This window comes from Arthrobacter sp. Ha26 (assembly GCF_059091705.1).
Genome location: NZ_JBNHGX010000002.1, coordinates 596761 through 609707, shown reverse-complemented (window position 1 = coordinate 609707; position 12947 = coordinate 596761). Strand labels below are relative to the sequence as shown.

At 63.2% G+C, this 12947-nt stretch carries 13 protein-coding genes; 2 read left to right on the top strand and 11 right to left on the bottom strand.

The features are described from left to right. Window positions 1-341: 341 nt before the first annotated feature. A complete protein-coding gene (locus AC5RVY_RS08410; protein WP_493954233.1) occupies window positions 342-578 on the bottom strand; it encodes a helix-turn-helix domain-containing protein in 237 nt (78 codons plus the stop codon). Between the two features lie 258 nt (window positions 579-836). Beyond that, on the bottom strand, window positions 837-1010 hold the full coding sequence (locus tag AC5RVY_RS08405) for a hypothetical protein (RefSeq protein WP_493954232.1): 174 nt from the start codon (window positions 1008-1010) through the stop codon (window positions 837-839). A gap of 144 nt (window positions 1011-1154) precedes the next feature. Here AC5RVY_RS08405 and AC5RVY_RS08400 point away from each other — a divergent pair, with 144 nt between their 5' ends. After that, entirely contained in the window at window positions 1155-1301 is a 147-nt protein-coding gene (locus tag AC5RVY_RS08400; protein WP_493954231.1) for a hypothetical protein, read from the top strand. Window positions 1302-1791: 490 nt separating this feature from the next. On the opposite strand, the gene AC5RVY_RS08395 is transcribed toward AC5RVY_RS08400, so the two are convergent. The 7 genes from AC5RVY_RS08395 to AC5RVY_RS08365 form a co-directional block, all read right to left on the bottom strand. Beyond that, window positions 1792-2598, bottom strand: coding sequence for an IclR family transcriptional regulator (locus tag AC5RVY_RS08395; RefSeq protein ID WP_493954285.1), 807 nt, complete (start codon window positions 2596-2598; stop codon window positions 1792-1794). Between the two features lie 136 nt (window positions 2599-2734). Continuing rightward, window positions 2735-3616: a formate dehydrogenase accessory sulfurtransferase FdhD gene (gene fdhD / locus AC5RVY_RS08390; protein ID WP_493954230.1), complete on the bottom strand. Its 882-nt coding sequence runs from the start codon at window positions 3614-3616 to the stop codon at window positions 2735-2737. After that, window positions 3604-4875: a molybdopterin molybdotransferase MoeA gene (locus AC5RVY_RS08385; protein ID WP_493954284.1), complete on the bottom strand. Its 1272-nt coding sequence runs from the start codon at window positions 4873-4875 to the stop codon at window positions 3604-3606. The genes fdhD and AC5RVY_RS08385 overlap by 13 nt, the downstream gene beginning before the upstream one ends. A 147-nt stretch (window positions 4876-5022) precedes the next feature. Further along, window positions 5023-6240 carry a formaldehyde dehydrogenase, glutathione-independent gene (fdhA, locus tag AC5RVY_RS08380; protein WP_493954229.1) on the bottom strand — a complete coding sequence of 406 codons (1218 nt, stop codon included), beginning with the start codon at window positions 6238-6240 and terminating at the stop codon, window positions 5023-5025. Between the two features lie 304 nt (window positions 6241-6544). Beyond that, window positions 6545-7135 carry a GTP cyclohydrolase I FolE gene (folE, locus tag AC5RVY_RS08375; RefSeq protein ID WP_493954228.1) on the bottom strand — a complete coding sequence of 197 codons (591 nt, stop codon included), beginning with the start codon at window positions 7133-7135 and terminating at the stop codon, window positions 6545-6547. A gap of 8 nt (window positions 7136-7143) precedes the next feature. Then, complete coding sequence (locus AC5RVY_RS08370; RefSeq protein WP_493954227.1) at window positions 7144-9471, bottom strand: FdhF/YdeP family oxidoreductase; 2328 nt, start codon at window positions 9469-9471, stop codon at window positions 7144-7146. A 13-nt stretch (window positions 9472-9484) separates the two neighbouring features. Further along, a complete protein-coding gene (locus AC5RVY_RS08365) occupies window positions 9485-10360 on the bottom strand; it encodes a methylenetetrahydrofolate reductase (RefSeq protein WP_493954226.1) in 876 nt (291 codons plus the stop codon). A 219-nt stretch (window positions 10361-10579) separates the two neighbouring features. Between AC5RVY_RS08365 and AC5RVY_RS08360 the strand changes: the two genes are divergently transcribed. After that, window positions 10580-11230, top strand: a complete 651-nt coding sequence (locus AC5RVY_RS08360) for a GntR family transcriptional regulator (RefSeq protein ID WP_493954225.1) — start codon at window positions 10580-10582, stop codon at window positions 11228-11230. Between the two features lie 105 nt (window positions 11231-11335). Here AC5RVY_RS08360 and AC5RVY_RS08355 read toward each other — a convergent pair whose 3' ends face one another. Both AC5RVY_RS08355 and AC5RVY_RS08350 read right to left on the bottom strand, forming a co-directional pair. After that, window positions 11336-12211 carry a bifunctional 5,10-methylenetetrahydrofolate dehydrogenase/5,10-methenyltetrahydrofolate cyclohydrolase gene (locus AC5RVY_RS08355; protein WP_493954224.1) on the bottom strand — a complete coding sequence of 292 codons (876 nt, stop codon included), beginning with the start codon at window positions 12209-12211 and terminating at the stop codon, window positions 11336-11338. After that, window positions 12208-12834 (bottom strand): cyclodeaminase/cyclohydrolase family protein, encoded by a 627-nt coding sequence (locus tag AC5RVY_RS08350; RefSeq protein WP_493954223.1) that lies wholly within the window; start codon window positions 12832-12834, stop codon window positions 12208-12210. The genes AC5RVY_RS08355 and AC5RVY_RS08350 overlap by 4 nt, the downstream gene beginning before the upstream one ends. Window positions 12835-12947: the final 113 nt, after the last annotated feature.

Here is a 12947-nt window from a genome sequence, read left to right as displayed (position 1 = left end):
CCGAATCACCCCGGCAAGGAAACCTGGCGGGGAGAATCATCTGAGCGAAACCATGCGGTGGAAGCGGAATGGACGAACACCTCGGTTACTACTACGCCGAGCCTGCGTAGAGCGTCCCTAAAATATGGCAAAAAACGAGAAGGTTGAGCGCCCAACAAAGAAGAGCGAATACGAACTTCGTTTTGCCTCTGTCCAGGCGTTTCCTTCTTCCACTCGGTGCATGCGGATGTCGGCCACACTCTAGGGAAGGACCTTCTGTTTGAGGCCGACGCACAACGATCAGGGGCTGCGCTCAGCTGACGGGATGCCGGTGCGGCCATGAGCACGGGCGCCTTCGCTGACTAAGCTTCCTGGACGCGCCGGCGGTAGGTCCGCGGCGTTTCCCCGGCGTCGTTCATGAAATGCCGGTTGAAGTTGGAGAGGTTGGTAAAGCCGACCTCGTAGCAGATGTCGGAGATTGGTTTATCGCTGCGTTCCAGCAGGCGCCGTGCGTGGGCCAGGCGAAGTTTGCGGACCAGGTCGCTGAAGTTTTGGCCTGTGGCGCGTTTGAAATACTTCGAGAAGGAAACTTCCTGCATTCCTACATCGCCGCTGCCTCGGACATTTTGACGCTGCCGGAATGGTTGCTGAAAACGTACTCGAGGACGATGTCCACGACTGCGGCAGCCCGCCCGTCAAGCTCGGCTCTTTGTTGAAGATGCTGGTGACACCTCCTGGTGGGCGAGCCTGTTCAGAACACTCACCTCACAATACGGTCGGGTGAAGGACGGCGTCTTGGATAATGACTAGCCCACACCGCCAGGACGTGCCTTTGCTTGACGGGGATACCGCGGAAGTCAGGCGGCCTCGTCCGCGAAGCTGATAGCCATCCGGCCATCGCCATCGCAGTCATCAGTGGAGATGTATGCAGTGAAGTCTGCCAGTGACATGAGACAGTAAAAGTCGCTGTACTTGTAGTTAGCTTTTTCTGCCCTGGTTGCCACTTCGAGTACCTGCACTTTCGTTGCCATTTGCGGTTTCACCGATCCTGCTCTAAGGATGCGAAACTTTGCTCAAGGCTCGTGACTGTTATGCGCACAGTAGGCGAAAGGTTTTCGTAAGATTCGCAGGCGACCAGTTCGGGCCGTGCTGCCGACGGGGAAGCGGGCGCAACCATGGCACCGCTGCAGCGAGGAATTAGCGATGCCGATCCTGAAATCGCTTCCAATTCCCAAAACGAAAAGCTCCTCGATGTCGTCGCGGCAGCGGTAGTCACATCACTGACCGCCGACCCCGGCGTCCGGACCCATTTCGACGCCTAGCCTCCGCCAACTGCAGGGCGCGTCCTACCCGCCGTTTCTGGCGACACCGCCCTTGCAATGGGGCCCGCCGCACCAGGACTTAAGCAGATTCCCCCTTTTCAAAGAGCCGATATCAAACACCAGACGCTCCATGTCCGGATGCGTGGGCGACAAAACCTTCCAGCGCCGCGGCAATCTCCACAGCCGGGGCGGTGGCTGTTTCATCAGGGGCCCCGCCTTCGGTGCTGATCCGGAGGTCTGTTCCTGGTCGTTGCGGTAAGTCATGTCGTTACTTTTCCTGATGCGTGGGGAGGTAAGGGGGCCCCGGTGGCACGGGGTGGGAGGCCGCGGGCCACCGGGGCGGGTGCTACCGAGTACTGCGATAGACCTGAGGCTGGACCGCCGAAACCTCAGGGACGGGTCAAGGCCCGGAAGCACGGAGGACGCCATGGGGTGCTCGCGCCTGCGCCAAGGCCGGCTTGCTGTCCCCAGTGGAAGCCAAGGGCCGGGCTTATCGGCGTCGGTAGCCCATTTTGGTGCTGATAGTCAGCCCTGCGTCGCGGAGGCCGTCAATAAGCCCTGGCTGCTCTTCCGGCGTGAAGCGGAAGGCGGGGCCGGAAATACTTACGGCGGCGATGACGTGTCCCAGGTGGTTGTAGACGGGCACTGCGACCGCCGTCAGCCCGATCTCAAACTCCTCGTGAACCACGGCATAGCCATCGCGGGCGACGTCCAGTAACTGCTTCTCCAGCACCGAGCGGTTGGTGATGGTGCGTGGTGTGCGGGCGGGCAGGCCGATCTTTTTAAGGATGGTGTCCCTTTCGTCGGCAGACAGGGCAGCGAGCAGCACTTTGCCGCTGGACGTGGCGTGCAGCGGGGTCAGGCTGCCCACCCAGTCATAGGTGGCCAGCGTGGACGGTCCCATCGCCTGGTCCACGTTGACGGCATAATTCGACCGCAGCACGGCCAGATTGACCGTTTCCTTATAGGACGCTGCGAGGCTCTCCAGAACCTCCCTGGCTTCGTGAACTACGCTCAGCCTGCCCGGGATGGACGACGCGAGGCGCAGGATGCCAAATCCCAGCTGGTACTTTCCACGTTCGCTGTTCTGCCGCACCAGCTCCCGCCCAACCAAGGAGCCCGCCAGCCGTGACACGGTGGACTTGTGGATGCCCATCTCCTCGGCGATTTCACTGACGCCGGCGTCTCCTTCCCGGGCCAGGATTTCCAGGATCTGGAGGGCGCGATCCACTGATTGGACGCCTCCCGCGTGTGCATCTGCGTCCTTCTCTGTGTCCGGGTCGTTGCGTGCGGCCATCATGCCTCGTGTCGTGGTCCATGCCGGTGTGTGAAGAGCGGAGGGCAGCCGCCCATCCGCGTCATCTTGTTTCATCCTAGACCGACACTGCCGTAAGGCTCTCGATGGGGTCCCACTGGTCCCGGCGGGGACAACGTCAAAGCAAGGCGTAGCTCTCCTCCCGGCTACTCTTCTGCGGGCTAACCAGTCTTTCGCGGCCGGCGTACACATTCAGGCTGTGTCCCCGGCTGAACCCAACCAGCGTCAATCCGGTCTCCACGGCAAGGTCGGCAGCCAGGCTCGAGGGCGCGCTCACGGCGGACAAGACGGGAATGCCGGCCATGGCGGCCTTCTGGACAAGCTCGAAGGAAGCCCGTCCCGAAACCTGCAGGACGGTGCCGCTCAAAGGCAACATATTTTGGCGCAGCGCCCACCCCACAACCTTGTCCACGGCATTATGGCGTCCAACATCCTCCCGGAGGCAAAGCAGCTCGGGGCTGGCGCCGGTGACCCGGAACAGGCCGGCCGCGTGCACGCCGCCTGTCTTGTCGAACACTGCCTGTGCCTCGCGAAGCCGCTCGGGCAGTCCGGCGAGGACATCGACGGGAATCCGTAGCGCGTCCTGGGCCGGATCGAAGTGAAGGGTCTTGCGGACGGCATCAATCGAGTCCGTCCCGCAGATGCCGCAGGAGCTGGAGGTGTAGACGTGCCGCATGGTGTCAGGCATGGCTACACCCGGCCGCAGCTGCGCCTCGATCACGTTGTACGTCTGTTCTCCCCCGGCATCCCCGGCGCAAAAGCGCAGCGATACCAGGTCCGGGCCGGAACGGATGATGCCTTCTGAAACCAGGAACCCGGCGACCAGATCGAAATCATCCCCGGGGGTCCTCATGGTGACAGCGAAAGAACGGCCGCCGATGCGGATTTCCAGGGGCTCCTCAGCGGCGAGTATGTCTTCCTTGAACCGTACCGGGGACTGGGTGCCGGAATCGTCCAGGTGGAAGCGGTGGATCTTGCGGCGCTGTGTCATGCGTGCCATGCGGTGCTCCGTGCTCGGTTGGTGGAAACGATCGTCTCGTTCGGCTGCGTCCAGGGGAGGGGGAGCACGGGAACCGGCCCGCCGGACCGGACTCCGCCGGGGGGAACAGCCATGACACCTTCGGCCCAAGCCAGTCCACGCATCATGCCGGACCCGGTATGCGTGGCGGGGAAGGCGAGCCCCTCGATGAACCTGCACGGAATCAGCCGCGTACGGCCCGGGGATGGATCAATGTCAGCAGCCGACGTCGCCTCCCCGACGGCGCGCAGTGGGCGGCCTCCGAGTGCCGCCAGCAGCGGTTCCCCGATAGTGGTAAGGGCCATCATTGCCGCCAGTGGATTACCGGGCAGTCCGACGACGAAGCGGCCGCCCGGGAGCGCGGCCAGGACTGCCGGGTGGCCGGGCCGCATCGCTATGCCGTCCAGCAGCAGTTTTCCGCCCAGGGCAGCGACGGCGGCGCGGAAGTGATCGGTTTCGGAACAGCCGGTTCCGCCGGTGGTGATGGTGACGTCCGGCATCCGGCCCGGGAATGGTTCTGAACCACCAAGTGCGGTCAGCCATTCAGTGTAGGTATCGCCGATGCGCACGGGACCTGCTGGCGTGCCTCCCAGCATGGCAATGACTGTTCCCAGCTGCGGACCAAAGGTATCCCTGACCCGGCCTGGATCCGGAATGCCTGCGGTGACCACTTCGGAACCCGTCAGTACGATTCCGACCACCGGCCTGGGCTGCACCTGAAGACTGTCGTGGCCAGCAACGGCCGCCAGGGCGATGTGCCCCGGATTCAGTGGTGTGCCGGCAGGGATCAGGACTTCACCGGCCGCAGCTTCGTCACCCGAAGGACGGATGTGCTGGCCTGGCCGCGGTTCGCCATCTTTTGCATTGCTGTTGAGCCTCAGTAGAGTGCGGCCGTCAGCATGGTGGTGGATCTCGCCGCTTTCCTTGCGGAGTATCGACCGGGCGCCGGCAGGTACAAGTCCGCCTGTGGCTATGACGCTGGCACACCCGGGGGACAAAAAGGACCCACGCTCGGCGAGGACCCAGGGACCGCTGCCGTTGACGGCCCAGCCGTCCATGGCAGAGGAGTCGTAATGCGGGAGTGCCTGGAGGGCGGTGACGTCGCGGGTCACAGTGTGGCCTGGTGCCAAGGGGAGGGAGACCTCCACAGGCGCGAGCGGCGACGCGCAATCGAAAGCGATTTGCCGCGCTTCCGGCCAAGTAGGGGAGGGATGCCGGGAAGAGCTCCCGGCAGAATGCAATTCTGGAGTGCAACCGCTGGTGGCGATTTCCTGGGCGAGCAACGGTGCCCCTTTTCTGAAGGTAGTGATGCGCCGGCAGATGCCGGGGACCGCGAAGCATGCACCAGGTGGTGTTTGCTTCCCGGTCCCCGGCCCTTTCAGCCGGTTCTACGCCTTGACGTACCCGTTCGGGTTCAGCACGAATTTTGTTGCCGAACCGGCATCGAATTCCGCGTAACCGCGCGGTGCGTCCTCAAGCGGGATCGCTGTGGCGTTTACTGCCTTGGCGATCTGGACCTTGTCGTGCAGGATCGCCATCATCAGCTGGCGGTTGTACGACATGACAGGGCACTGGCCGGTGGTGAAGGACAGCGACTTTGCCCATCCCGTGCCGAGCGAGAGCGACAGCGAACCGTGCTTGGCGGCCTCGTCAATTCCGCCGGGGTCGCCGGTGACGTACAGACCCGGAATGCCCAGGGCCCCGCCTGCGGCGGTGATGTCCATCAGGGAATTCAGCACGGTGGCTGGCGCTTCATGGGAGGCGTCCTTGCCGTGTCCGCGGGCCTCGAAGCCCACAGCGTCGACGCCGCAGTCCACTTCGGGAACACCAAGAATCTGCTCGATCTGGTCCTTCGGATCGCCATTGGAGACGTTCACCGTTTCGCACCCGAAGGAGCGGGCCTGGGCCAGGCGGTCGTCGTTCATGTCACCGACAATCACGACGGCGGCACCCAGCAATTGCGCGCCCACGGCAGCTGCCAGGCCAACAGGGCCGGCGCCGGCAATGTAAACGGTGGACCCGACACCCACTCCGGCGGTAACGGCGCCATGGAAGCCGGTGGGGAAGATATCGGAAAGCATGGTCAGGTCCATGATTTTTTCCAGGGCCTGGTCGCGGTCCGGAAACCGGAGCAGGTTCCAGTCAGCGTAGGGGACCAGCACGTATTCCGCCTGGCCACCCACCCAGCCGCCCATGTCCACATATCCGTAGGCGCTGCCCGGGCGGTCCGGGTTGACGTTCAGGCAGATGCCGGTCTTGCGCTCCTTGCAGTTTCGGCAACGGCCGCAGGAGATGTTGAAGGGTACGGAGACGATGTCTCCCACCTTGATGAACTCCACGTCCGGACCGACTTCCACCACTTCGCCGGTGATTTCATGGCCGAGGACGAGATCCTTGGGAGCAGTGGTCCGGCCCCGTACCATGTGCTGGTCCGAGCCGCAGATATTGGTGGTCACCGTTCGCAGGATCGCGCCGTGGGGAACTTTCCGGCCCACGTTGGCCGGATTGACGCCGGGACCGTCCTTGAGTTCGAACGTCGGGTAGTCGGTGTTGATGATCTCAACGACACCGGGTTCCTTGTAGGCGACCGCTCTGTTTCCTGACATGAACACTCCTTTGGGTTACTGGGGGTGGTGCTGGGATTTAGTGCCAGGCCTGCCGTGTCGGATTGCCTTGCACTCGTCCGGCAAAATTGCCGGCGCTGCCCCGTTGCCCGAAAGCGGTGCTTCGATGAGGATACCTCCCCAGGTTTCAGGCCACCGAAGCACCATTCACGGGCACGGGACAGCTCATCTTTCGCCAAGGCGAAGGACGTCAAACGAACAGAAACAGTGGTGATATTTTTATCTGCCCATCAAAGATATATCAGATACATCGTATGGCAGCCGGGCGGGCCTGTCCAGAGATTCTTCAGCGGCCGTGGATCAGGCTCAACGCTTCGGCGCGGGCCGCCGGCAGCCGCAGTTCACCACGGACCGCAGATGTGATGGTCTTTGCCCCGGGCTTACGCACGCCCCGCATTGACATGCACAAATGCTCACACTCGATCACCACAATTGCCCCCAACGGCCGCAGCGATGCCACCAGAGCGTCCACCACCTGGGTGGTAAGCCTCTCCTGGACCTGGGGCCTGCGCGCAAAGACATCCACCAGCCTGGCCAGCTTGCTGAGACCGGTGACCAGCCCCTCGGCGGACGGGATGTAGCCAACGTGCGCCACGCCATGGAACGGGACCAGGTGATGCTCGCAGGTTGAATAAAACGGGATGTCCTTGACGATGACCATTTCACCGTGGCCGAGGTCGAAAGTCCTGTCCAGGACGGCAAGGGGATCCTCATGGAGCCCGCCAAACATTTCCGCGGCGGCGCGGGCTACGCGGCCCGGTGTGTCCGCCAGCCCGGGCCTCTCGGGGTCCTCACCGATGGCCAGAAGGTACTCGCGGACCGCACGTTCCACCCTCGGCCCGTCCACACCCCGGGCAACAGTGGCTTCTGTGGTCACGGCAGCGCTCACGCTTCGGCCCGCTCAAGCCGCACAATCACGGATTTGGACGTTGGCGTGCCGCTGGTGTCGGCTACCGAGTCAAGCGGCACGAGGACATTGGTTTCCGGGTAGTAAGCTGCCGCGCAGCCCTTGGGCGTCGAGTATGAAACGATGCGGAAATTCTCGGCCCGGCGTTCGGTCCCATGGAATTCTGAGATGAGATGAACCATGTCCCCGTCCGCGAACCCCAGCTCAGCTATGTCTTCTGCGTTGATCAGGACAACCCGGCGGCCGCCGTGGATGCCGCGGTACCGGTCGTCCTTGCCGTAGATGGTGGTGTTGTACTGGTCGTGGGAGCGCAGGGTCTGAAGGACGAGCCGCCCCGCGGGGACACGGATGAATTCCAGTTCATTGCCGGTGAAGTGGGCTTTGCCCGAAGCGGTGTCGAACTTCCGGGCGTCCCGCGGCGGGTGTGGAAGGACGAACCCGCCAGGATTCTGGATACGTTCCTCGAAATTCTCGAAGCCGCTAAGGACCGCCTCGATGTGTTTCCTGATGACGGAGTAGTCGTCCCTCATGGCGAGCCAGTCTGCTTTGGGGGCGTTGGCCAGCGGGAGGCCGTCGCTGCCGGTGAAGACTTTGTGGGCAATGTTGCACACAATTGCCACCTCGGAGTGCAGGTGCTCGCTGGCCGGCTTAAGGCGTCCGCGGGAGGCATGGACAGCACTCATGGAGTCCTCCACGGTCACCCTCTGGTCACCTGTACGCTGGGTGTCCTTCTCCGTACGGCCCAGCGTCGGGAGAATCAGCGCACGACGGCCCGTCGAGACGTGGGAGTGGTTCAGTTTCGTGGAGATCTGCACCGTCAGGCGGGTGTTGGCCAGCGCCTGTTCCGTGACCTCGGAATCCGGAGCCGCCCGCACGAAGTTGCCGCCCATGCCGATGAAGACGCGTACTTTGCCGTCCCGCATGGCGCGGATTGCGGCCACGGTGTCGAAGCCGTGCGCCCGGGGGGAGTGGAACTTGAACTCGTGGTCAAGCCGGTCGTGGAAGTTCTCCGGCATCTTCTCGAAGATGCCCATGGTGCGGTCACCCTGGACATTGGAGTGGCCGCGGACGGGGCAGACGCCGGCTCCTGGCTTGCCGATGTTGCCTTGGAGGAGCAGGACGTTGACCACGTCGCGGAGGGTAGGTACGGAGTGCTTGTGCTGGGTCAGGCCCATGGCCCAGCAGACGATGGTGGCGTTCGAGGCCAGGAGGCGCTCGCCGGTGGACTTTATCTGTTCAAGCGTCAATCCTGTTGCTTCGACGATGTCGTCCCACTCGGCCTTTTCGAGGTACCGCAGGTATTCGTCGATACCAACGGTGTGGTCCCTGATGAATTCATGATCCAGCACGGTGGGCAGGCCAGGGGTGTTGCGGCCCTGGGCTTCGGCTTCGAGAAGGTATTTGCCCAACCCCTGGAAGAGGGCCTGGTCGCCGCCTGCTCGGATTTGCAGGAAATCGTCGGTAAGCTGCGTGCCCGAAACCATGCCGGAAATGTTCTGCGGATTCTCGAACCGCAGGAGCCCGGCCTCGGGCAGCGGATTCACGGAGATGATGACGGCGCCGTTTTTCTTCGCCTTTTCCAACGCGCTGAGCATGCGCGGGTGGTTGGTGCCGGGATTTTGGCCGGCCACGAAAATCAGCGACGCCGTCTCGAGGTCGGTGAGGCTGACGGAGCCTTTGCCGATGCCAATCGTTTCCACCAGGGCCGAGCCGGACGATTCGTGGCACATGTTGGAGCAGTCCGGCAGGTTGTTTGTCCCGATACCCCGAACGAGGAGCTGGTAGGCGAAGGCTGCCTCGTTCGAGGTCCGGCCGGAAGTGTAGAAGACTGACTGGTCAGGGTGCTCCATGTCCCTGATCTCCTGGGCGATCAGCTCATACGCGTCGTCCCACTCGATGGGCCTGTAGTGGGTTGCGCCTTCGTCCAGGAGCATCGGATGCGTCAGCCGCCCTTGTTGGCCCAGCCAGTAGTCGTCGCGCGTCTTCAGGTCCGCAATGGAGTGCTGTGCGAAGAATTCAGGCGTGACCCGACGGCGCGTGGCTTCTTCAGCCACTGCCTTGGCGCCGTTCTCGCAGAATTCCGCAGCATTGCGCTTTTCGTGCTCTGGCCACGCGCAGCCCATGCAGTCAAAGCCGTCCACCTGGTTGACTGCCAGGAGTGTCTGGATGCTGCGCAGTGGGCCCATCTGTTCCAGGGAAATTTTCAGCGCGTTCGCAACAGCCGGAATGCCGACGGCGGTGGTCTTGGGCTTCGTCAGGCTCAGTTTTGACTCGTCGATATTGTGCTTGGGGGCTTTTGAAGCCATGTGATCTTTCCCTTCAGATCGTGGCAGGAAACAGTGGAATGGATGTGTTGCCTGGGGCTGGCGTGGCGGTGGGCAGCAATGGTGGCAGATCGTTCAGGAAGCCAGCCACGCGGCCGAGGTCATTGAAGGTATAGACATGGAACCCTGCAAAGAGGGGATCGCCCGCCAACTCCCCGTGAACGTCGCGGATCAGTCGTCCGCTGTCATAGCTCAGGAAGTCGTCCCGCCGCCAGAGGGCTCCCCCCATACCTGTCCCGCGGGCGAGCTTGAGGGAGCGGCCGACTCCCAGGCGTGCTCCGAGGGATACCAGTTTCCTGACGGAGACCGGACCGGGGACTCCAACCCATACCGGTAGCTGGATGCCGCTCCTGCGGAGTGTCCGGAGGTACCGGCTGATTGCCTCGGCGGAAAAGCACATCTGCGTGACCATGGAGGACGCCAAGGGCATTTTCGCGAGGAGGCTGCTGGTAAGTTGCTCCTGGCTAAGCTGCAGGTGGCCTTCCGGGTAACCGCTGATTCCAACGGAGAAGTCGGGCGAATAAGCCTTGACGGCCTCAAGGAGCTGTCCGCTCCAACTGTAGGGGCCGGCGGGCGTGCGCCGGTCGCCGGCGACGAGAAACAGCTCAGAGACGCCGACCTCCTGCAGCTGCCGCAGCAGCGAATGCAGTTCTGCCTCGCCCGTGATGCTGCGGGCCGCGAGATGCGGGACAGTGTGGTACCCCAGGCGCGCCAGGTTCACAGACGCCTGCACGGTCCGGGCAGGCCCGTGGTGCGGCAGGCAGGTCACGCTCACGGATCCCGTGGTTTCCAACGCCAAGGGGAGTTGCGTGAGCAGGTCGGCAGACGGAACCACTTCGAGCCGTACGTTGGCAACAGCTTCCTCGCTCATTACTCTCCGTTCCTGGATACCACCGCAGGATTCCCTGCCGGAGCAGATCTCCAACCAGTACCAGGGGCCCATTGACATTTTTATGATGGAATATTGATATATCAGTTCTAGGAATACTATGTACACGGAGTCTTCGCGTCAAGGCTCAACCGTGCACCGGGAGGAGACTTGAAAATGGCAAGCGGTGGAGAACTACCGTCGGATGTTGGGGGATCGCTCGTGCCGACGAGGCAGGAGGACGAGTCCTTCGCCGACTTCGCCTACAGGGTGCTCTGTGATGAATTGATCGTCTTGGACATCAAGCCCGGCGAGCCATTGAATGACGAAGTAATTTCCAGGCGGCTGGGGGTGGGGAGGACGCCCATCCGGGAGGCCATGAAACGCCTTGAGAGCGACCATCTGGTGGTGGCATATCCGCGCCGGGGCACCTTCGCCGCAGGGGTGGACATCACGGATCTGGCTGAAATCTCTGAAATCCGGCAGCTTTTGGAGCCTGCGGCCGCGGCACGGGCTGCCCGGATGGCGTCCCCACAGCTTCGACAGGAGATCAAAGAATTTGCCAGGGAAGTGGGAGAGATCCTGCCGGGGATGCACTCCCAACGGGACCTGATGCGCCTGGACATGCGGGTGCACCGGATGATTTACCGGGCCACAGGGAGCCGGCATCTTGAAGATGTGTTGATCCGGTACGACAATTTGGCGACGCGGATCTGGAGCCTTGTGCTGGAGAAACTTCCTCCGGTATCCGAGCATATTGCCCAGCACATTGAGCTGCTCGAGTGCATCGCGGAAGGGGATTCCGAAGCTGCTTCCCTGCTGACCACCAAGCATGTGACCGACTTCGAGAACCTGATCAGGGCCGTTTTGTAACCCGCTGGCAGGACACGCGGTCCACGCCGTGCAGACCGCTCACAGGATCTGCACGGCGCGGAGACAACGCTGGTCCCAAGGGAAAGCGGGAGTGCCCGCCGTGGATCAGCCGGCTGTTCCCCGGACCAAGGCACGCGACTGTTCCCGCGCCGCCTCGGCGGTGTGCAGGAGAAGGAGCGACGTGGTGACCGAGCCCACGCCGCCCGGGACCGGTGTCAGCGCGCCGGCGATGCCCCGGACGCTGACCTCGTCCACATCCCCCACGAGGGACCCGTCGGGACGGACGTTGGTGCCGACGTCGATCACTACAGCCCCGGCGGAAATATGGCCCCCGTTCAGCAGGCCGGTGCGCCCGGCGGCGACCACCACGACGTCGGCCGTCTTTGTGTATTTCTCCAGCGGCCCTGACCTGGAGTGGCAGACGGTGACCGCGGCGTCGCGTTCCAACAGCAGCAGGGACAGCGGTTTGCCGACGACGGCCGAACGACCAATCACGACGACGTTCCGGCCCGCCACCGGGATCTCGAAGTGGTCAAGGATCTCAACCACGGCCCGGGCGGTGGCAGGGGCGAACGAGGGCTGGCCCACAGCCAGGCGGCCGAGGCTCAGGGGATTCGCGCCGTCGACGTCCTTTCCGGGGGCAATGTGCCCAACAAGGGCATCTGCATCGACGCCGGGAGGCAGCGGCGTCTGCAGGATGATGCCGTTGACGGATGGCTCAGCACTGAGGTCTTTCAGGACTGAGGCCAGTACTTCTCCTGACGCGTCCTGTCCAAGGTCCACGATCCGGCAGTTGATGCCTGCCCTTTCTGCAGCCCGTTCAAGGGACCGCACATACCAGTGCGTGGAGCCGTCGTCGGTGGCCACAACCACTGCAAGGGTGGGGCACAGGCCCTCAGATTCGAGGTCCCGGGCTTCGTCGTTGGCCTTCTGCTGAATGAGCTTTGCCAGGTCGCGTCCGGAAAGGAGTGTGGTGCTCAACGGAGAATCCTTTCGCGTACACGCTGCACGAGCGCGTCGGCCGCCAGGATGACCTTGTCCTCAAGGCGGTCAGTCTGGTCCGCCAGCCGGGAACGGGCTGCGGTGTCCTTGATGGCCACGACATTGACGTCGATATTCACCCGTGCAGTGGTGGCCGCAGCCCGGGCGGCGTCTGCGGCAGCGGCGATGTCGCTGATCACGTTGGCATTGGCCACCTCGAACAGTTCGGTGGCAAGGTCCACGACTGCGCCGGCAACGAGGACCAGTTGTGCCGGTGTTTTTGCGGCCAGGATTAGCGCGTCCTGGATGGCTGCTGTTCGTGCCGCCTTGAGGTGATCAGTACCGGCCGGCAGTTTGTACGCATCGATGACGCCTTGGAAGGCATGCTGGTCGGCGTCCGCGAGGTGCAGGGCCTGTGTTACCAGTCCGTCGGCTGCACTGATGATCCTTGTGACGAGTTCGGCGTGCTGCTCGTATTTCGTGCCTGTGGTGTACCTGGCCACCATGGCCACAAGGGCTGCCCCCTGGGCGGCGTGGAGAGCCGCTGCTGCGCCGCCGCCTGGGGTGGGTTCGCGCGAGGCAAGCCTGGCGAGGTAGTCGCTTACTGTTTCTGAACTGATCATGTGTCTTCCTGGGCTGAAGCTCGGGTCCACTGGCTGGGGCGTGGGAGGGGCCATGGAAAAGCAGCGGCCCGGACTCCCGTTGCGAGGGAATGAGTCCGGGCCGCGTGCCCTCC

What these genes read in the sequence shown, in the direction of transcription:
- AC5RVY_RS08370 (WP_493954227.1), bottom strand. Translation starts at nt 9,471, where the DNA reads ATGGCTTCAAAAGCCCCCAAGCACAATATCGACGAGTCAAAACTGAGC.
- AC5RVY_RS08395 (WP_493954285.1), bottom strand. Translation starts at nt 2,598, where the DNA reads ATGGCCGCACGCAACGACCCGGACACAGAGAAGGACGCAGATGCACAC.
- AC5RVY_RS08405 (WP_493954232.1), bottom strand. Translation starts at nt 1,010, where the DNA reads ATGGCAACGAAAGTGCAGGTACTCGAAGTGGCAACCAGGGCAGAAAAA.
- AC5RVY_RS08350 (WP_493954223.1), bottom strand. Translation starts at nt 12,834, where the DNA reads ATGATCAGTTCAGAAACAGTAAGCGACTACCTCGCCAGGCTTGCCTCG.
- fdhD (WP_493954230.1), bottom strand. Translation starts at nt 3,616, where the DNA reads ATGGCACGCATGACACAGCGCCGCAAGATCCACCGCTTCCACCTGGAC.
- AC5RVY_RS08400 (WP_493954231.1), top strand. Translation starts at nt 1,155, where the DNA reads ATGGCACCGCTGCAGCGAGGAATTAGCGATGCCGATCCTGAAATCGCT.
- fdhA (WP_493954229.1), bottom strand. Translation starts at nt 6,240, where the DNA reads ATGTCAGGAAACAGAGCGGTCGCCTACAAGGAACCCGGTGTCGTTGAG.
- AC5RVY_RS08365 (WP_493954226.1), bottom strand. Translation starts at nt 10,360, where the DNA reads ATGAGCGAGGAAGCTGTTGCCAACGTACGGCTCGAAGTGGTTCCGTCT.
- AC5RVY_RS08410 (WP_493954233.1), bottom strand. Translation starts at nt 578, where the DNA reads ATGCAGGAAGTTTCCTTCTCGAAGTATTTCAAACGCGCCACAGGCCAA.